General features: G+C 63.4%; 17 protein-coding genes and 1 tRNA gene. 4 read left to right on the top strand and 14 right to left on the bottom strand.

The genetic code is table 11. The features are described from left to right. Positions 1 to 248: 248 nt before the first annotated feature. The gene (locus tag AABA86_RS18890) at positions 249 to 1,220 is read right to left on the bottom strand and encodes an SDR family NAD(P)-dependent oxidoreductase (RefSeq protein WP_338308186.1); all 972 of its coding nucleotides are present in this window, start codon (positions 1,218 to 1,220) and stop codon (positions 249 to 251) included. A 417-nt stretch (positions 1,221 to 1,637) separates the two neighbouring features. Here AABA86_RS18890 and AABA86_RS18885 point away from each other — a divergent pair, with 417 nt between their 5' ends. Next, positions 1,638 to 1,877, top strand: coding sequence for a hypothetical protein (locus AABA86_RS18885; protein ID WP_007611067.1), 240 nt, complete (start codon positions 1,638 to 1,640; stop codon positions 1,875 to 1,877). 135 nt (positions 1,878 to 2,012) lie between these two features. On the opposite strand, the gene AABA86_RS18880 is transcribed toward AABA86_RS18885, so the two are convergent. Further along, positions 2,013 to 2,987, bottom strand: coding sequence for an alpha/beta hydrolase fold domain-containing protein (locus tag AABA86_RS18880; protein ID WP_338307880.1), 975 nt, complete (start codon positions 2,985 to 2,987; stop codon positions 2,013 to 2,015). Positions 2,988 to 3,107: 120 nt separating this feature from the next. Here AABA86_RS18880 and AABA86_RS18875 point away from each other — a divergent pair, with 120 nt between their 5' ends. Further along, positions 3,108 to 3,731 carry a TetR/AcrR family transcriptional regulator gene (locus AABA86_RS18875; RefSeq protein WP_338307878.1) on the top strand — a complete coding sequence of 208 codons (624 nt, stop codon included), beginning with the start codon at positions 3,108 to 3,110 and terminating at the stop codon, positions 3,729 to 3,731. Between the two features lie 852 nt (positions 3,732 to 4,583). Here AABA86_RS18875 and AABA86_RS18870 read toward each other — a convergent pair. The 7 genes from AABA86_RS18870 to AABA86_RS18840 form a co-directional block, all read right to left on the bottom strand. Beyond that, positions 4,584 to 4,661 (bottom strand) — tRNA-Pro (locus tag AABA86_RS18870). Positions 4,662 to 4,772: 111 nt separating this feature from the next. Continuing rightward, complete coding sequence (locus tag AABA86_RS18865) at positions 4,773 to 5,357, bottom strand: MerR family transcriptional regulator (RefSeq protein ID WP_212244855.1); 585 nt, start codon at positions 5,355 to 5,357, stop codon at positions 4,773 to 4,775. A gap of 26 nt (positions 5,358 to 5,383) precedes the next feature. Next, a complete protein-coding gene (locus tag AABA86_RS18860; protein ID WP_212244857.1) occupies positions 5,384 to 5,725 on the bottom strand; it encodes an integration host factor subunit alpha in 342 nt (113 codons plus the stop codon). 134 nt (positions 5,726 to 5,859) lie between these two features. Beyond that, positions 5,860 to 6,840, bottom strand: coding sequence for a beta-ketoacyl-ACP synthase III (locus tag AABA86_RS18855; protein ID WP_212244859.1), 981 nt, complete (start codon positions 6,838 to 6,840; stop codon positions 5,860 to 5,862). After that, entirely contained in the window at positions 6,837 to 7,898 is a 1,062-nt protein-coding gene (plsX, locus tag AABA86_RS18850) for a phosphate acyltransferase PlsX (protein WP_212244861.1), read from the bottom strand. Before plsX ends, AABA86_RS18855 begins: the two co-directional genes overlap by 4 nt. A gap of 297 nt (positions 7,899 to 8,195) precedes the next feature. Next, positions 8,196 to 8,771, bottom strand: coding sequence for a YceD family protein (locus AABA86_RS18845; protein WP_338307877.1), 576 nt, complete (start codon positions 8,769 to 8,771; stop codon positions 8,196 to 8,198). Continuing rightward, complete coding sequence (locus tag AABA86_RS18840; RefSeq protein WP_212244865.1) at positions 8,768 to 9,331, bottom strand: ubiquinol-cytochrome C chaperone family protein; 564 nt, start codon at positions 9,329 to 9,331, stop codon at positions 8,768 to 8,770. The genes AABA86_RS18845 and AABA86_RS18840 overlap by 4 nt, the downstream gene beginning before the upstream one ends. 98 nt (positions 9,332 to 9,429) lie before the next feature. Here AABA86_RS18840 and AABA86_RS18835 point away from each other — a divergent pair, with 98 nt between their 5' ends. After that, positions 9,430 to 9,915, top strand: a complete 486-nt coding sequence (locus AABA86_RS18835) for an outer membrane protein assembly factor BamE (protein WP_018320052.1) — start codon at positions 9,430 to 9,432, stop codon at positions 9,913 to 9,915. 218 nt (positions 9,916 to 10,133) lie between these two features. Then, complete coding sequence (locus AABA86_RS18830; protein ID WP_338307875.1) at positions 10,134 to 11,132, top strand: Bug family tripartite tricarboxylate transporter substrate binding protein; 999 nt, start codon at positions 10,134 to 10,136, stop codon at positions 11,130 to 11,132. Positions 11,133 to 11,348: 216 nt separating this feature from the next. Here the strand turns inward: AABA86_RS18830 and AABA86_RS18825 are convergent, their stop codons facing one another. The 5 genes from AABA86_RS18825 to AABA86_RS18805 form a co-directional block, all read right to left on the bottom strand. Further along, positions 11,349 to 12,605 (bottom strand): FIST N-terminal domain-containing protein, encoded by a 1,257-nt coding sequence (locus AABA86_RS18825; RefSeq protein ID WP_338307873.1) that lies wholly within the window; start codon positions 12,603 to 12,605, stop codon positions 11,349 to 11,351. Positions 12,606 to 12,779: 174 nt separating this feature from the next. Further along, the gene (locus AABA86_RS18820; RefSeq protein ID WP_338307871.1) at positions 12,780 to 13,835 is read right to left on the bottom strand and encodes an alpha/beta fold hydrolase; all 1,056 of its coding nucleotides are present in this window, start codon (positions 13,833 to 13,835) and stop codon (positions 12,780 to 12,782) included. A gap of 23 nt (positions 13,836 to 13,858) precedes the next feature. After that, positions 13,859 to 15,508 (bottom strand): flavin-containing monooxygenase, encoded by a 1,650-nt coding sequence (locus AABA86_RS18815; RefSeq protein WP_338307870.1) that lies wholly within the window; start codon positions 15,506 to 15,508, stop codon positions 13,859 to 13,861. Between the two features lie 136 nt (positions 15,509 to 15,644). Then, complete coding sequence (locus AABA86_RS18810) at positions 15,645 to 16,532, bottom strand: helix-turn-helix domain-containing protein (RefSeq protein WP_338307869.1); 888 nt, start codon at positions 16,530 to 16,532, stop codon at positions 15,645 to 15,647. Positions 16,533 to 17,022: 490 nt separating this feature from the next. Next, positions 17,023 to 19,137 (bottom strand): sodium-translocating pyrophosphatase, encoded by a 2,115-nt coding sequence (locus AABA86_RS18805; RefSeq protein ID WP_212244873.1) that lies wholly within the window; start codon positions 19,135 to 19,137, stop codon positions 17,023 to 17,025. Positions 19,138 to 19,365: the final 228 nt, after the last annotated feature.

Here is a 19,365-nt window from a genome sequence, read left to right as displayed (position 1 = left end):
GAGCTACGCTCTGTCATCGCGTTACCCCCAATTGAGTAAACTATTTCGGTTTACCGACCAAGCAGCGGTGCACCGAATGAGAGCCGTTCGAGATCACCATCGCTTGAACGAAACGGCCCCCTCGCATGCGTGACATTCCAATTCGTCATAAGGCGATGATCGTTGGCAGGAGGTGGCACGTACAAATACCTGCACGCCTCTTGCCATGATGATGATCATACCTATATCGGCGCGCCCTGGAGGCGATCTCAACCGAGCCGCCAGCCGACCTCCTGCGTAAAACTTTCGTAGAAGGCGCGATCATAGGCCTGCTCCGGCGTGGCACGCACGCGTTCGTCGAGTCGCTTGGCGTCCTCGCCGACGAGGATGCGCCAGCGCTCCGCCTTGACCCCGTCGAGAATGATCTTCGCGGCCTGTGCCGCCGTGGTTGGTGCATCCTCGAGGAAGCTGCGGGCGCGCTCGGCGAACACCGCCTGGATGTCGTCGTCCGACATCTTGTCGGCATCCGGCACGCCGGCCGCGACCATGCGCTTGCGGGTCAGCGCGACCTCGTCGGCATTGAGCCGCTCCGATCCATCGGCGCTCTGCACCTTGCGCGAATTGGAGACGATCGAGGTGCCGATGTGGCCGGGCATCACCACCGAGCATTTGACGTGCGGCGCATGCAGGCGGAGGTCGTTGATCAGCGCTTCGGTAAATCCCTTCACCGCGAACTTGGCCGAGCTGTAGGCGGTGTGCGCCTGGCCCATCCCGATCGAGGCCCAGAAGCCGTTGACGCTCGCGGTGTTGACGATGTGGGCCTCGTCCGCGGCGACCAGCATCGGCAGGAAGGTGCGCACGCCGAGATAGACGCCGCCCCAGCAGATGTTGAAGGTGCGCTCCCACTGCTCGCGCGTGTTGGTGAACAGGCTGCCGCCGCCACCGATGCCGGCATTGTTGAACAAGAGATGGATCCTGTCCGTCTTCTGCTGCTCGGCGAGCTCGTCGCGAAAGCGCTTCAGATGATCCTCGATCGAGACGTCGGCGACATGCGTCGTGACGCGCAGGCCTTGCGGCAGCTTCTCGACCTCGCAGAGCCGCTTGGTCTCGGCCATCGCGGCCTCGGAGACGTCGCACATCGCGACATTGCAGCCCTCGGCCACGAGCTGCCGCGCGAGCTCCCGCCCCATTCCCGTGCCGCCGCCGGTGATGACTGCGATCTTTCCTGCGAAATCCTTCATGGGACTTTCGGCCCCTCCCTTGTCGGTATGTTTCTTCGTCATCGCGCACTCACTGGCGCGCGCACGACATGTAGCAGCGCCGCATCCGCAGGTAAAAGCGGCGCGCAGCCATGTTCGACATCGGTTATTTCGGCGGATGGACTATTCCGCCGCTTTGACGCGCGGCCGGCTTCGTCTGACGGCAACGCCCGCGAATCGCCGCCGCGCAGCGCCAGGCCATTACCGGGGCTTTACGGGCCCGGTTCCCGTATTTGTCCGGCTTCGGTTTATGGGCAATTTTTTTACAATCCGAATCACCAAATGGACTCCGGACGCTGGGTCGAGTCGGCCAGGCCAGCGTGTTGTTTGCGTGTCACAGGCTCTGGCACTCCGCTTGCATCCTCTTCGTGGTCTGAAACTACCGATGAGGTGACAGGAATGTTCGTGACCGTCGTTGCCGTGCTCTGCCGGCTGAGTGCAGCCAGCTCAGGCAGTTGCATCGAGGAAATCGTGACCGACAGCAACATGACGCCCGAGATGTCGATGATGCAATGTGCGATCGGCGCACAGGCGCCGCTCGCGAAATGGATGGGCGAGCATCCGATCTATCACGCCAATTGGCGCCTGGATCGGTACAAATGCGTGCCCGGCCATTACGAGATCAAGGGCCACGCCTAAGGTCCGGCAAGACGACTGATCCGAAGACGACGGATACGAGGAAACGCCCGGGGGCCGCTTGTCCCTCCGCGGGCCGCTAGCGCCAGCCCCAGCGAGGCGGCGCCGCCCTGTGACCACGGTCACACGCCTCTCCAATCACGCCACCGCCCGCAAGATGATCGCTCGCGCGCGCCGCCCCTCCGGCGTCGGCATCAGCGCGTAATTGTGCGGCTGCTCGCGCAGCAGATGCAGATCGACAGGCACCCCCACCGCCCTCGCCCGCGCCGCCAGATCAACGCTGTCAGGGTAAAGCAGATCGCGCGTGCCGGAGAAGATCGTCATCGGCGCCAGGAAGCGGAAGGCTCCGTTGAGCGGACTGACGAAGGGATGGCCGACATCGAGTTCGCCGGCATAGAGGCGCCCCGCCTCGACGATTCCCGGAATGTCCTGGATCGGATCGCGCGCGGCGATCTCGGTTTGCTCGGGACGGCTGACCGACGCATCGGCCGCGGGCGAGATCAGCACCAGCCGCGCCGGCTGCCGGTGACCGCGATCGCGCAGCCACTGGCACGCGGCGAGCGCGAGGCCAGCGCCGGCCGAATTGCCGACCACCGTGACCTTTGCGGATCCGGCGTCTTCCAGCAGCATCCGCAGCAGCTCGCCCGTCGCCGGCACGACGTCCTTGGCAGTCGCGCGCGGCGCCAGCGGATAGATCGGCACAACGCACGACACGCGCGCCTTGCGCGTCATCTCGCCGACGAAGCGCCAATGCGCCGGCACGATCTCGTTGATGAAGCCGCCGCCGTGCAGGAACATGACGTAGTTGCAGTCCTCGAAGCCCGAGGACGGCGCGGTGTAATAGACCGGCCAGCCGCCCATCTTGGTCAGCGTCGCCTCGACGTCACGACCAAGCCCCGTCGGCTCGAACGAGGCCGGCTGCAAGGCGAGCTTCTGCACATGCGCCTGCACGGCTTCGATTGATGCCAGCTGCTGCTTGTAGGGAAGCAGCCGCAGCAGCATGTTGAAGGCGCGGCTTTGCAGGCTTGGGGCGGGATCGCGCCGGGCCGGTGGACCGAACACGCAACCGCCCGGGCAGAACTGCAAGGCCGACACTAGTCTGGCAACGCTCATGGCCACATCCCCATCTGGCTCTTTCGAAACGGCGACAAGGGGCTTGCCGACCCGCCGCCACCCGCCGATATAATGCGAGCATTCGCTCGCTTTTCCTACTCGCATTCGGATCACAAGATCGTGGCTCGCCAACCGCCGACAAAACCCCGGAAAAATGCCTCGCAGGCGCGATCGCGCGCCACCATCGACGCTCTGGTCGAGGCGACCGCTCGCATTCTGGTCCGCGAAGGTTTTGAGAAGGCCAGCACCAACCGCATCGCCGAAATCGCCGGCGTCAGCGTCGGCTCGCTCTACCAATACTTCCCGAGCAAGGAAGCGCTCGTCGCCGCCGTGATCGACCGACACAACGAGGAGATCATGGGCATCGTCCGCACCGCGCTCGCGGAAGTCGCCGACCTGCCGATCGACAAGGCCGTGCGAAAACTCGTCACCGTCGCGATCGACGCCCACCGCATCAACCCGAAACTACACCGCGTGCTCGCCGAGCAGATCCCGCGCACCGGCCAGCTCAAAGACGTCGAAGCTTACAACCGAGAGATCCAGACCCTGGTGCGCGCCTATCTCGAAAGCCGCCGCAAGGAGATGCGCAAGGTCGACCTCGATGTCGCGACCTTCATCTGCGTCAGCACGATCGAGGCAATCGCGCACAACATGGTGCTGCACGGGGCCGAGATGCTGTCGGAGAAGACGGTGCGGACGCTGGTGGACGAGACGACAAGGATGGTGGTGGGGTATTTGAGGTGAGTGTCGTGGACCATGGAGTACCGTCCAACAGGCACGCCATCATTGGCATTAACATCGTGATGGAAGCAGCCATCCGCTATTTCGTCGTGCACGCGAGACAGGCCGGCGCGCAGTTCCGCCGCGAGCCAATATGAAGTTCGCAAATTCGAGGGAAAGCGGTAAGAAATTGCCGCGCGATTTGAACGACTTTGAGTTCACCTGTCGATGGAGCCATATTCGTCAGATTGGTTCGCTGGAGTATGGCTTAAGAAAGCCGGTCATGACCCGGAATCTACGCCACACCATATCTAGCATCTCATCGTGCGCCCATAGGAAACCAGGCACGACAGAATAAAGCACGTTACGGATTTGGGCTTCTTTATCAAAGTCCCCCACGAACCATGTCAGTTCATCGGGCGTCCAAATCGCTGTGTGCTGTACAATGGATGTCAGACTCCCGGCACTCGCAATATACTCGCCCCACACTTCGTCGACAGCCGCTATCTCTTGATTGGATTGATGCGCACGGTCTGAAGTCGAGCATCTTTGCTACCATGCCGGTCAGGGACGCATCTTCCGAGCCGTCCTCTATCTCTTGATACGCAGCTTAAGAGCGTCCAGAGACGCTCGCCGCCTTGCCTCCGAAGCTTAGGCGGCACAATCACACCGCCCTGCTTCGCCAGACGTGCCGCAAATCACTTCGGAAAAACGACATTCCATCAATGGCATCGCTACTGTGCATGGGGTTGTTTTCGGGTATTTTGGTTTGCCGACTGCCGGAGCAGCCACCCGCTGCCGACCGTCGCGCACGCGTCCCCGACCAGCGCGAGCCTTACGCCCCGGTCAATCCGCCCGACGAATGCTTTGAAAAATTGGTCGGAGCGAGAGGATTTGAACCTCCGACCCCTAGTCTCCCAGACTAGTGCGCTAACCGGGCTGCGCCACGCTCCGAACGTCGTTCCATTAGCTAGGATCGGCGCGATGCGCAAGGCGAGGCCGCACCATTTTGGTGTCACGGCCCACAGCTCCCGGAACCGCCCGCAAAGCCGGCCCAACGCCGCCTTAGGCGTCCTTCAGCGCCTGATCCAGCATCTCGCGGCAGGCGACGAGGTCGGCGAGGACGCGGCCTAGCCGTTCCCGGTCCAGCGCACTGGGGCCGGCCGGGGCTGCGGCAGTCGTGCCGCCCTTGCGGAAGGTAGTAAGGATGTCCTCGTCGTCGACCTCGGTGAAGCGGAAGTCGATGCCTTCCTCTTCGTCACCCTGGTAGTCGTCCTCGTCGCTGTCGGTGACGCCCTTGATCGGCGCCTCCTCGTCCTCGGGCTCCATCAGGCTGGCGCCGATGGCGTCCTCGATGGCGCCGAACGAAACCGCGGCGGCGGTGTCGGCGAGGCCCTGCACCGATTTGACGCCGTGCTCTTTGAGGATCCGCTGCACCCCGCGGATGGTGTAGCCCTCCCCGTAGAGCAGCCGGCGGATGCCCTTGAGCAGGTCGACGTCGTCGGGGCGGTAATAGCGGCGGCCGCCGCTGCGCTTCATCGGCTTGATCTGGGAGAACCGGGTCTCCCAGAACCGCAGCACGTGCTGCGGAATGTCGAGTTCCTGCGCTACTTCGCTGATGGTTCGGAACGCATCCGGCGCCTTGTCCAAATGCCAAATCCTTTGCGCGGGGCGACTTACGCCTCGGGTTGAGCCTTGCTGTCGTCGCCATTGGCGCGGTGCTGGCCGTTGATCCGCTGCTTCAGGATCGCCGACGGCTTGAACACCATGACGCGGCGCGGCGAGATCGGCACCTCGGTGCCGGTCTTCGGGTTGCGGCCGATGCGCTGGCCCTTCTTGCGGACCATGAAAGAGCCGAACGAGGACAGCTTCACCGTCTCGCCCTTTTCAAGGCAGTCGGTGATCTCCTTCAGCACGAGTTCCACGAACGCAGACGATTCCGTCCGCGACAGGCCCACCTTCTGGTAGACGGCTTCGCACAGATCGACACGCGTTACGGTTTTACTTTGATCGGTCATCGCCCTGCCCCACATCACGGCGAACAATTGTTGTCTGAAATTATGAGCTTACGTTACGGCGGTCAACAGCGCTCATCAATGCAGACGCATCGATAATCCGTACTGATTCCGGCAAAATTTTATCGACTGTGGCTCTACCAGCGCACGAGCGCCGAGCCCCAGGTGAAGCCGCCGCCCATGGCCTCCAGCAGGACCATGTCGCCCTTCTTGATGCGGCCGTCCCTGCGGGCCACGGACAGCGCCAGCGGAATCGAGGCCGCCGAGGTGTTGCCGTGACGGTCCACCGTCAGCACCACCTTCTCCGGCGCGATGTGGAGCTTGTGGGCGGAGGCGTCGATGATTCGCTTGTTGGCCTGGTGCGGCACGAACCAGTCGATGCTGTCGGCATTGAGCCCGGTCGCCTCGAAGGCATCGACGATCACGTCGGTGATCATGCCGACCGCATGCTTGAAGACCTCGCGGCCCTCCATGCGCAGATGGCCGACGGTCTGGGTCGAGGACGGCCCGCCGTCGACGAACAGCTTTGCCTTGTGGCGGCCGTCGGAACGCAGATGCGTGGTGACGATGCCGCGGTCGGTCGCGGCCTTGCCCGGCTGTTCCTGCGCCTCGAGCACGACCGCGCCGGCGCCGTCGCCGAACAGCACGCAGGTGCCGCGGTCGTTCCAGTCGAGGATGCGCGAGAAGGTCTCGGCGCCAATCACCAGCGCGCGCTTGAAGGCGCCGGTGCGCAGGAAATTGTCGGCGGTGGCGAGCGCGAACACGAAGCCCGAGCATACCGCCTGGAGGTCGAAGGCCGCGCCGTGGTTGATGCCGAGCCCGTGCTGCACGGCAACCGCCGTCGCGGGGAAGGTGTTGTCAGGCGTCGAGGTCGCCAGAATGATCAGGTCGATCGACTGCGCGTCCATGCCGGCATCGGTCAGCGCGGCCTGCGCCGCCCTGATCGCCAGATGCGAGGTGAACTCGCCCTCGGCCGCAATGTGCCGCTCGCGAATGCCGGTGCGCTGCACGATCCACTCGTCGGAGGTGTCGATACGCGCCGCCAATTGGGCGTTGGTCACCACCTGCTCCGGCAGATAAGAGCCGCAGCCGAGCACGACCGAACGAATTTGAGTCACGAAACAGCCTCCTGCGCGGCCTGCACGGAATTGAGTGCACCGCCCTCGCGGTTGAGCATCTGATTGATCTTGTTCAGGAGATCGAATTTAACCATCTCATAGCCAACATCGATCGCAGAGGCAAAGCCTTCGGCGCTGATTCCGCCATGGCTCTTGACCACCAGTCCGTTCAGCCCGAGGAACACGCCCCCGTTGGACTTGTTCGGGTCCATCTTGTTGCGCAGCGCCTGAAAGGCGTCGCGCGCGAAGAGGTAGCCGAGCTTGGACATCCAGCTCCGCTGCATCCCTTCGCGGAGCAATTCCGCCATCTGCCGCGCGGTTCCCTCGGCGGCCTTGAGCGCGATATTGCCGCTGTAACCTTCGGTCACGATGACGTCGGCGTGCCCCTTGCCGATGCCGTCGCCCTCGACGAAACCGATATAATCGAGTTCCGGCAGGTTCCTGGCGCGCAGAATTTCACCGGCTTCACGGATCTCCTCGTGCCCCTTGATCTCCTCGACCCCGATATTGAGCAGCCCGACCGTGGGGCGCTTCTTGTCGAACAGCACGCTCGCCATCGCCGCGCCCATCACCGCGAGCGACACCAGGTGGTGGGCATCGCCGCCGATGGTGGCGCCGAGGTCGAGCACGATGGAATCGCCGCGCTTGGTCGGCCAAACCCCCGTGATTGCCGGCCGGTCGATCCCCTTCAGCGTGCGCAGATGGAAGCGGGACATCGCCATCAGCGCGCCGGTATTGCCGGCGGAGACCGCGACATCCGCCTCGCCCTTCTTCACGGCGTCGATGGCCAGCCACATCGAGGAGGTCTTGCGGCCGCGCCGCAGCGCCTGGCTCGGCTTGTCCGAGCCGCTGACGGCCACGTCGGTGTGGATGATCCTCGAAGCGGCCTTGAGGGCCGGATGCTTCTCGAGCTCGGGCTCGATCCTGGCGCGGTCCCCGACCAGCAGGAACTCGGTCCCGCGATGCCTCTGAAGCGAGATGGCGGCACCGGGAATGACCACGGCGGCGCCGGCGTCGCCCCCCATGGCGTCCAGCGCGATGCGAACCTTGCTTGGCATAAAAGTCCTGGAAACCTGATCTGGTGCGGTCTTGAGCTAGCAGAGCCGCGAAATGGGTTCGCCACGGACATGGCGACCGGCCAAGCGCCACGCCGCACCCGGGCCGGGGCGCGACAATAGCGTTTTGTTACCCCGAAACAACCTCTTGCCCCCAGCCTTTTGCATCCGGGGCGATCTGGCCGCGAACCCGAAAATCCAAGGGAAATACATCAAAATCAGATAGATAAGAGAACCTCTCAAACCATCCCGGCAAGCACCTCGCACCGCCCCGCAAGGCGTTCTTAGGGGAATGCCCGGCTATTTGTCTTTCTTCTTATCCTGCTTCTTGTCCTGGAGCGCCTTCAAGACCGCAAACGGATGGTCCTCCGGATCGACGGCGGTGACCTCGGCCTCGAACACAGCCCCTTCCTTGCGCGGATAAGGATCAATCGCCAGGAACAGCGCGTCGGTCGCAATCCGGCCGAGGTCGATGATTCCATTGGCGATCGCCTCCGGCGGATCGACCACCTCGGGAGGCTCCGCGTCGTCCTGCCCCTCCTCGATCAGGTCGGCCATCTTCCGAACCTCGGCCTCGGGGGCGAACACCAGGTCCACCTCCTCCTCGATCTCGCTTTCGATCGGATCGAGCGTGACCACACAGGTCTGGCCGATTCGGGCCCGGACGCTGCCGGTGACCTGGACCCGGCCGCCGCTCCTGGGCACCACGTCGAAATCGGCCTGGGCGGAGACGACCTCACGGAGGCCAGCGACCTCCGCCATGGCCTGCCGCTCGGCGGCCGAGGCCTCGAGCTTGCGGTGCAGGCCGGTGTCGGGAATTTGCGCGACGATGATTGGGACCCGCCAGGGATCTGGCTCGGTATTTGGTCGGCTCATGGTGTGTCGCCCTCGGGACGCGCTGGAGGAAACCTGAAGGAGGCGCGCAGCAGCGCGGTCTCGTCGGCCCGGCCGAGATCGGCCTCGGTGGCCCTGGCATAGGCCGCGAGCCGCTTCGCCTGGTCCAGGCCGGTCCCATTCAAGATATTCTTGCAGATCGCCTCTGCCAGGGCCTCGCCGCCGGCCTCCACGGCCTGGTCATAGGCCTGGACACGACCGTAAAAGGCCTCGCCGAACGCCCGCATCCGCTTCGGCACGGTCTGGTCGCCGACCCCCATCTCGCGCAGATTGTCGTCCATGTCCTCGCAGAAGCGGTCGAACAGCGCCTGCGACAGCTCCGAGGCTCCTGCGGTGGCGCCCTGGACCGTGCGCAGGCGCCGCAGCAGCAGCCACAGATGCAGCAGCAACAGGTCGAAACGTCCGTTAACCGTATCGGGCACGCCCAAGTCGCGGTAAAATATGGGTTCTCGCGCCTGCGTCACGATCATGCCATAGATGGCTTCAATGGTGCCCGACGGGGTTAGCCGGGGTTTCCTGAAGTGATTGAACGGCCAAAGCATTGTGGTTTCCGCAAGCGGGCGCGCGCGAGTTGCATTCAGAGCCTCCGCCCGGTACTTCAGCGCCTCGCGCGACGCAAGGGGACGGAATCAGTTCCGCTATGACGACAACGAACCAGATCAGCCTGCGCGCGGACAAGCGGCGCGGCCTTCATGCACGCTGGCGCGGCTTGCGCATGCTCGCCGCCGTCGCCCTGGTCGGCGCCGCGCTCACGGGCTGTACCGGCGAGCAATTCCAGAAGGGTTACATCCTGCCGCCCGGCGCGCTGGAGCAGATTCCGATCGGCGCCAGCCAGGACCAGGTGCTGATCGTGATGGGCACGCCCTCCACGGTGGCGACCCTCGACGGCGAAGTGTTCTACTACATCTCGCAGCGCTCGGAGCGCATGGTCGCCTTCATGAACCAGAAGGTGGTCGACCAGCGCGTCATCGCGATCTATTTCGACAAGAACCGGCGCGTGCGGCGCCTCGCGAATTACGGCCTGCAGGACGGCAAGATCTTCGACTTCATCAGCCGCACCACGCCGACGTCGGGCCAGGAGATGAGCTACCTCACGCCGCTGTTCAAGCTGCTCAGCTTCAACTGAGTCCCGGAGCGTTTTCGGGCGAAGCCGGGGACCGGCTCGCATCACGAAAACGCTTCAAGACAAGCATCCAGAACCCCTTCCAATTCCGCCGGAAGGTATATGGCTCTCGCCTGCGGCGTCGTGCCGCCGTCCGCGCGGCACTGATCGTCGCGCGCGACTTGCCGTCGCACCTGCGGTTTCCTACGCTCCCTGCAAAGAAAGAAGCAGGGAGTGGATTCGTGCCCAAGACTTTGTCCCGACGTCGCGTGCTTACCGGAGTGGCTGGTCTCTCGGCCGCGGCGATCCTGCCGCGATCGAGCCTTGCCGACTGGAAGCCGACCGAAACGGTCCGCCTCGTCGTGCCGGCCGCGGCGGGCGGCTCAACCGACGTGATGGGCCGGCTCCTGGCCGCGCATCTGCAAACCGCCTGGGGCCAGTCGGCCGTCGTGGAAAATCGCTCGGGCGGCGGCGGCACCATCGGCACCGCCGAGGTGGTTCGTGCCAAGCCTGACGGCCACACCATCCTGGTCGGCAATCCCGGTCCGAACGCGATCGCCTACAGCATCTTCAAGAACCTCACCTACAAGCCCGACCAGCTCCAGCCGGTCTCCAACATGATCCGGATCCCGAACATCGTGTCGGCGCATCCCAAGACCGGCATCAAGTCGGTCGCCGAGCTGATCGCCTATCTCAAGGCCAATCCGGACAAGCTCAGCTACGCCTCCTCCGGCGTCGGCCAGAGCCCTCACCTCACCGGCGCCTGGTTCCTCCAGCTCACCGGCCTCAAGATGACGCACATCCCGTTCCGCGGCGCCGGCCCCGCACTCCAGGCCGCGCTCGCCGGCGACATCCAGATCCTGTTCGACAATCTCTATCCGAGCCTGCCGCAGGTGCAGAACGGCACGCTCACAGGCCTCTGCGTCACCACCACCGAGCGCAGCGACCTCGCGAAGGACCTGCCGACCATGCGCGAGAGCGCGCCGGAGCTGGCGAACTTCGACGTCTCGTCGTGGTTCTCGGTCTTCCTGCCGAAGGGCGTCTCGCCCGAGGTGCTGAGCGCGCTCAATTTCCAGGTCAAGGCGATGCTGGAGCGCGACGACATCAAGAAGCAGATCGCCGCCATGGGCGCCCGCGCCGACTACGGCACGCCGGAGCAGTTCGCCGCCTTCGTGGATTCCGAGACGAAGAAGTTCGCTGGCATCATCCAGAAGGAAGGGCTGCAGATGGACGTGCAGTGACGCGGTCTTCGTCATTCCGAGGAGCTCGCGACAAGCGCTGATCGGGAAGAGATGGGTTTCGCGAGGGCTCGACCCATCCTAGGGGCTATGGGCTGGAGCAGCGGCGTGGCGCTGACGGTCGGTTGGAGATCGATTTCTGGCGGCCGGGGCCGGCTACCTAAAATGACGCTCACGCAACACTCGTCCACGGAATCGCTGGTCTGCGTAGTAGCCCACCTATTTCGCACGGGGCGTGCCGATCGCCACACCGGTGAGCGTCCCGTTTATGTGCATCGGACCATACAGTTCACCATAGGTATTGCACCCAAACACACGATGGGTCCGATACAGTTCCGACATGTCGCGGTCGCATCGATGCTCGAGGCCCATACGCCTCTGAACGGACTCGAATCCGATATAGAGTGAGACCTCCCCGATTTCTTCCTGGATCTGGGCGAAAAGATCACTGGTTGGGTCGACCGGGTCACGCAGTGTGGCCATCGTAAACACGAGGCCTTGGTCAATGGCGGAGGCAAAATGGAGCGTGCCGTCCGCATCGACCCGGCGTACCCAGCGTGCGTAATACGCATCGCCGATCCGTACGAGTACAGGATGGGATGCAAACGCAGTCACATCGAGTACGCCGCCGGCGATGCCGGCCATGCGTGAATACTCGGCTGCTGCCGGCTCGGCATTCAATTCGCTGATAGTTCGCCGATCTGGATCAGCCTCCGTCACTACCATTTTTTCCGTGCCAGGCTCGCAAGTGTCGCAAGAAAAGATGAGGAACGGCACCGACGTCTTGAACACAAGGAGCACCGCCGCATCGGTATGGGCGCGGCCCTCGAAGTAGACCCAGCTGCGCTCAAATCGCAAACCATCTGCGGCCGAACCGCCGACCAGCGGAATATGACCAAGCGAGGCATGAATCGCGGCCAATACGACCTCTTCCCGTTGGCACATGCCATCGATGAGCAGCAGCCCGAAACAGCGCTCGCCATCGGCATTGCCGCCTTGCCGGAAGACGCGATGCCGAATATCTGCGCCAATAGTGCGATCGTCTTCGATGCGAAAATCCGAGAGTCCCAGGATGGGGAGAGCAGCCACGTCGAAGTCGGCAGCGCTGAAGGCGAGCGCGACAACGCTGTTTTCATCCCATCCGTTGAACGCAATCTCGCCAGCGGTCGTGCAACCGAAGACGGGCGTGCCCCTGAAGCGGGTTGTCATTTCGGCCGCAAACCGATGCGGATCGTAACGCGGCGAAACAAACATCAGCACCGCCGCAAGCCCGCTGGCTGGGAGAACACTTGCCAGCTCCGCCGCCGCACCGGCGGGGGTAGACGCTTTCGTCTCGACGGCCACAACACCGGACGGGCAGCGATTGAGCATCCGCGTCAGAAACCCGCTTGCTGAAGCGCGATGAATTCCGATTGAATCGTCATCGCGCTTCAGCTCTTTGATTGAGCTTGATCCTTTCGGAAAGCCGCTGCACACTTTTCCGGATCATGCACTAGGGTGCTCTCGCTCGAACAGTCTTGTGATCGGCCCGCCCGGCATTCGGCCAACACAAGCACGGCGCGTCAGGTGGAAACGGGATGAAATCCCTTGGTCCTGGCGAACGATGAGCCCGCTTCCGAGGCCACGACCTCGTTGTCGGAATGCGGCCGTTCAGGTTACGCGTGTGGCGAGCAACTCGTGCAGGTTAGCGTCGAGTTGTGCGAGCATCTGCGGATCGGTGCCGAACAGACCCAGGTGCCCATCGATGCTGGCCAGCGGGCGGAACTCGCTTCCCGGAATGAGCCGTTGCTCCGCCTCGCAATCGGCCGGGGGGAAGAACATGTCGTGACTGATCGGCATCACAAATGTCTTCGCCTTGATACGCCCGAGAGCAGCAGCAAGGTCGCCGTCGGCGTTGCGACTGACGTCGCCGCGCTGCCACTTCCACGCCATGGACAGCAGATTGTTCGGGTCCATCGGCGCGAAGTAACCGGTCATAAAGGTGTCGACGAAGGCCTGCACGGATTCGAAACCCAGCGCCTTGTGCCTGTTGGCACGGAAGAAGTCGGTGCTCCAACCCATCACGGTCCAGAGCTTCGCCTGTCGCTTGAGGCCCGCGGCGACGTCGGCCGGCGAACCGTAGCGCCCTTCGCGGAAGCCCGGATCGGTCGTGATTGCCTCATTCAGCGTCTCCGCGAAGAGGAAGTCGTGCTCGGTATTCTTCGCCGTACCGGCGATCGGCGCCGCGCGCTTGACGAAATCCGGATAGCGCACGGCCCACTCGTAGGTCTGCTGCGCGCCCATCGAGCCCCCGACCACGAGTGCCAGGCTCTTGAGCCCGAAGTTTTCGGTCACCAGCCGATGCTGGGCGCGAACGTCGTCGCCGATGCGGACCTTTGGGAAATTTGGTCCGGCCATCGCCCCACCGGCGTTGTGCGGCGATGTCGACAATCCACTGCCGATCTGGTTGACCACGATGATGAAGTATTTCGCAGGATCGAGCGCCCGGCCCGCGCCGATATAGGCCTGCTCCATGATCTTGCTCGTGCCCGAATACCAGGTGGGAACGAGAATGGCGTTGTCCTTCGCAGCGTTGAGCGCGCCGTGTGTGGCGACGGCGAGCTTGCAGCCGGGAATGGTGCCGCCATCCTCGAGCGGCAGGTCGCCGATGTCGATCATCTCGTAGGGGCCGTGACCCTCAGGCCCGTAATAGGGATTGTTGCTCATTTGGATTTTCCTTCGGACCGGAGTCAGTTCATCGCGAGGCCGGGATAGCCGCTGGCGGCCAGCTCGTCGCATTGTCGATTGTAGTTGCCGACGCCTCCGATATAGGACAACAGCCGGCGCGGCTTGCCGTCGACGTTGGAGCCCATGTACCAAGAGTCGGTTTTGACCACGAGCGTCGCCGCAGCGGTGTCGTCATGGTGCTTCACCCAATTGTCCTCGAACTCCCGGGTGGCCTCGATCGTTTGCTTGCCTCGCGTCCGCGCGTAGCCGATGCAGTCGGTGATCCAGTCAACTTGCTGCTGAAGACAGGTGGTCATGTTGCAGAGTGCGGCCGAAGGTGCGAGCGGCGCGCCGGTCGTAAACAGGTTCGGATAGCCATGGACCTGGAGGCCCATCGCGGTACGAATCTCCTGCTTCCATTGTTCTTTCAGCGAACGGCCGTCGCGGCCGCGGAAGTCGATCCGGCTCAGCGCGCCGGAGCCGGCGTCGAATCCGACCGCGAGGATAATGACGTCGACCTCATGCACCTTGCCGTCGGAGGTTTGGATGCCCTCGGGGACGATGCGCTCGATCGGCGTGGACCGGCAGTCGATTGCTTCGACGTTGTTCTGCAGATAGACCTCGAGATAGCCGTTCTCGAGCGGCACGCGGTGCGTGCCGAAGCCATAATCAGAAGGGATCAGGAGGTTGCACAGTTTCGGATCGTTGCGCAGGCGCTCACGCATCTTGCCTCGTACGAAATCGGACACGACGGCGCTGACCGATTCGTCGAAGAACATCTCCGGGAAGGTCGCCAGCCACATCGATAGCGAGCCTTCTTTCCAGAATTTTTCCAGCACTTCCGTGCGCTCTCCGGGCGTCAGCTCCGCCCATGGACGGTTCTCGAAGTCATAATGGAAGCCGGCGAAGGTCGAACGGACGCGCATCTTCAGGTCGTGGAATTGACTGGCCCAGACGTCCCATTCGGCCTGGCTGTATCGCGGATTCTTCATCGGCACCACGTATTGCGGCGTCCGCACGAAGATCTTCATTTCGGCCACGTCGGGGGCGATGGTCTGGATGACCTGGATGCCGGTCGCGCCGGTGCCGACCACCGCGACGCGCTTACCTTTGAGATCGACGCCGGTCTTCGGCCATCGTCCGGTATGGTGGATCTCACCTCGGAACGTCGACTGACCGGGAAAGCGGTCGACGAGCGGGGCCGACAGCATGCCGCAGCAGGCGAGGACGTACTGCGTGTCGATCTTCTCGCCGGCGTCCGTCGTTACCGTCCAGCGGCCGTCCTTCTCGCGATAGTGGGCCGAGGCGATGGGGCTGTTGAATTGAATGTCCTTCTTCAGATCGAGGTGATCCGCGACGAAGTTCAGCCAGCGTTCGGTCTCCGGCTGCGCGGGAAATCGTTCGCTCGGCTTCCAGGCCTTGTACAGATCTTCGGAGAACCAATACTGGTAGACCTCGACCTGGGAGTCGAAGCGCGCACCCGGATAGCGATTCCAGTACCAGGTGCCTCCCACCCCCGATGCCGTGTCGTAGGCGCGGACGTTCAGTCCCATCTCGCGCAGGCGATACAACTGATAGAGACCAGCGATCCCGGCGCCGATGACCAGCGCGTCCAACCGTGTCGTCGGTGCATCCGCCCGCGACGCATGTGTCGGCTCCAACAAGGTGCCCATAGCGTTTCCCCTCTTTTTGTACCGGCCGCTTGAGCGACCGAGTGGCCATTCGGCCGTGGGGAGGAACGTTAGAAGCGACGTGCAGCGTCGTCTTGAATGAACCAGTGAGTTTGTTGAAGGATCAGGTGAAGGAGCGCTAGCGAGAGCTGTCGTCCCTCAGGGCGGCCGGTGTCCGCCCCAGCCGTGCGCGCATGACGCGCGTTAAATGGGCCTGATCGGCGAAGCCGCATTCCGACGCGATCGCCTTCACCGGCAGGCGACCAAGCGCCAGCATTTGCTGCGCTTTTTCGAGCCGACGGTCGACGACGTACTGGTGGGGGCTGGTCTGAAACGAGGCGCGAAAGCGCTTCCCGAAAGTCCAAACGCCCATCGAGGCGACTTCGGCGAGTTCCTCGAGCGAGAGCGGCTGATCGATCCGTGCTTCGACGTAGTCGACAATGCGCTTGCGTATTGCCGGCGGCAGCTCGCCCCTTCCGGACTTGTCGACAAACTGGACCGATGCAAAGTTGCGAAGCAGATTGACGACGAGCTGTGTGCTCAACGCGTCGACGTATAACGCACCGCCGATGCCGTTGCCGCTGGCTTCGCGAGATATGGCCTCGACGGCCCCGGTCACGATCGGGCTTTGCGTGCGCAATATATCGTGCAGCCGCACCGCAGCGATCGGTCGCTCGAGGACGTCGGCGGCCACGCGGGAAACCAAGGCGTCCGAGAGATAGACATGCGAGACCTCGATCTGCTCGGTCCAGTGCCAGTGCGAGGCCTGCGAGCGGGTCAAGAGCGAAACATCCCCCGGATGACATTCGGTCCGGGTCCAGCGTCCCTCGAAACGCCGCTCCATCATGGTGCTGCCGCGCTTGTAGGAGACGATCATGAAATCGGCCATCGCGGGCACTGGGACGTCGAGACCGCAATAGCGGTAGGTCCGCAGCTCAACGCCCTTCCAGCCTTGACCGGCACTGCAGCGCAGCAACTCTCCCGGTACCCAGCGCAGCAGTTCTTCTGGTCGAATGAGCAGTGCCATGGGGTTTTTCCAACGTCGCGGACTGACGGCACCTGTGCGAACCATTGTCAACAGCAGGTTTGTAGGTGTCAAGCCGACCCTGAATGGTCGTGGCGCGCGCTCGCTCTATCCTCGGCACCGGGCGAGCCGACTTCAACGGCACGTGCACAAGCAGTTGCGGCAGATCCTTGCGGCTTCGGAAAGCAGCACAATAGGCAAGAAACCTGCGGGCCTGAAAACGCGACGAGGATATTACGGTGAGAGTGCTGGACTGCGCCGTAATTGCGTAATTCCGGCATCATCCAGAAGGAAGGGCTGCAGATGGACGTGCAGTCGGTCTCGCTCCCGTCATTGCGAGCGCAGCGAAGCAATCCAGAATCCCTCGACGGAAAGACCCTGGATTGCTTCGTCGCAAAAGCTCGTCGCAATGACGAGGTGAGAGCATCCAACCCATCAAACAAAAACCCCGCGGCTCGCGCCGCGGGGTTTTGTCTTGTCTCGTCTCCGCCGCTCAGTGCGCCAGGATCGCCAGCAGCAGCAGGGCCACGATGTTGGTGATCTTGATCATCGGGTTCACCGCCGGACCCGCCGTATCCTTGTAGGGATCGCCGACGGTATCGCCGGTCACCGCCGACTTGTGGGCATCAGAGCCCTTGCCGCCGAAATGACCGTCCTCGATGTACTTCTTGGCGTTGTCCCAAGCGCCGCCGCCCGAGGTCATGGAGATCGCGACGAACAGACCCGTCACGATGACGCCGAGCAGCATGGCACCGACGGCGGAGAACGCCGCCGACTTGCCGGCCGCGCCGCCGCCCGCGATCGCGTAGATCAGGAAGTAGACGACGATCGGTGACAGCACCGGGAGCAGCGAGGGGATGATCATCTCCTTGATCGCCGCCTTTGTGAGCAGGTCGACCGCCCTACCGTAATCCGGCTTGTCGGTGCCCTGCATGATGCCCGGCTTCTCGCGGAACTGGCGCCGGACCTCCTCGACGATCGCGCCCGCGGCACGCCCCACCGCGGTCATGCCCATCGCGCCGAACAGGTACGGCAGCAGGCCGCCGAACAGCAGGCCCACCACGACGTAGGGGTTGTTGAGCGAGAAGTCCGGAGCGACGCCGACGAAGTACGGGGTCTTGTTCGCGACGAAGAACTTGAGGTCTTCGTTGTAGGCCGCGAACAGCACGAGGGCACCGAGACCGGCGGAGCCGATCGCGTAGCCCTTCGTTACCGCCTTGGTGGTGTTGCCGACCGCGTCGAGCGCGTCGGTCGACTTGCGCACCTCCTTCGGCAGGCCCGCCATCTCGGCGATGCCGCCGGCGTTGTCCGTCACCGGACCGAAGGCGTCGAGCGCGACGATCATGCCGGCCAGCGCCAGCATGGTGGCGGTCGCGATCGCGATGCCGAACAGGCCGGCGAGGCTGTAGGTGACCAGGATGCCGGCGATGATCACGATCGCGGGCAGCGCGGTCGCTTCCATCGAGACGGCGAGGCCCTGGATCACGTTGGTGCCGTGACCGGTCACCGAGGCCTGGGCAATCGACTTCACCGGCCGATAGTCGGTGCCGGTGTAGTATTCGGTGATCCAGATGATCAGCGCGGTGACGATGAGGCCGACCACGCCGCATTCGAACAGCGCCATGCCGGTATAGTTGACGCCGTCGAGCTTGCCGAAGCCGATCAGGCTGTAGATCACGCCGGCGATGCCGATCAGCGACAGGATGCCGGTTGCGATCAGGCCCTTGTAGAGCGCGCCCATGATCGACTGGCTCGGCCCGAGCTTGACGAAGAAGGTGCCGATGATCGAGGTGATGATGCAGATGCCGCCGATCGCGAGCGGCAGCGTCATCATGTTGGCGAGGATCGGCGTCTTGGCGAAGAAGATCGCAGCCAGCACCATGGTGGCGACCGCGGTCACCGCATAGGTCTCGAACAAGTCGGCGGCCATGCCGGCGCAGTCGCCGACATTGTCGCCGACGTTGTCGGCGATGGTGGCGGGGTTGCGCGGATCGTCCTCGGGGATGCCGGCTTCGACCTTGCCGACGAGGTCGCCGCCGACGTCCGCACCCTTGGTGAAGATGCCGCCGCCGAGACGGGCGAAGATCGAGATCAGCGAGGCGCCGAAGCCGAGCGCCACCATGGCGTCGATGACGGTACGGCTGTCAGGCGCAAGCTTCAGCGAATGCACCAGGAAGCCGAAGTAGAGCGTCACGCCGAGCAGTGCGAGACCTGCCACCAGCATGCCGGTGATCGCGCCGGCCTTGAAGGCGAGCTCGAGGCCGCCGGCGAGCGACGTCGTCGCGGCTTGCGCGGTGCGCACATTGGCGCGGACCGAGACGTTCATGCCGATGAAGCCGGCTGCCCCCGACAGGACGGCGCCGATCAGAAAGCCGATGGCGACGTAGATACCGAGGAAATAGACGAGCAAGAGGAAGATGACCACGCCGACGATGCCGATCGTCGTGTACTGGCGCCGCAGATACGCCTGTGCACCCTCAGCGACCGCTCCCGCGATCTCCTGCATGCGCGGCGACCCCGCATCCGCGCTTAACACCGAAGACGTCGCCCAAATCGCGTAGACGACGGAAAGCACTCCGCAGAGCACAATCAACCATAATGCTGTCATGTGATTTTTGCCTCAGATCCTTGATGTACCCCCGGCGCCTTTTGTTGTCCGTCGAGCGGTGCAGCGCCTTGATTTCGAACAAAGCCGCCCCTTGCCCAAAAGGGGCGGCCTTAGTCGGTCGCGAGCTTGCCAAAATCAAATTGAGGGTGCAACGCCGGATAAGGCCGAAAACGCCGATCTCGGCAGGTATTTAGGCCAAGTGCTGAGAACTAAGATGCCGGTTTGGAG

It is taken from the genome of Bradyrhizobium sp. TM233, assembly GCF_036247965.1.
In the GTDB taxonomy this organism is placed as follows: Bacteria; Pseudomonadota; Alphaproteobacteria; order Rhizobiales; family Xanthobacteraceae; genus Bradyrhizobium; species Bradyrhizobium ottawaense.
This window is presented reverse-complemented; position numbering and strand designations above follow the sequence as displayed.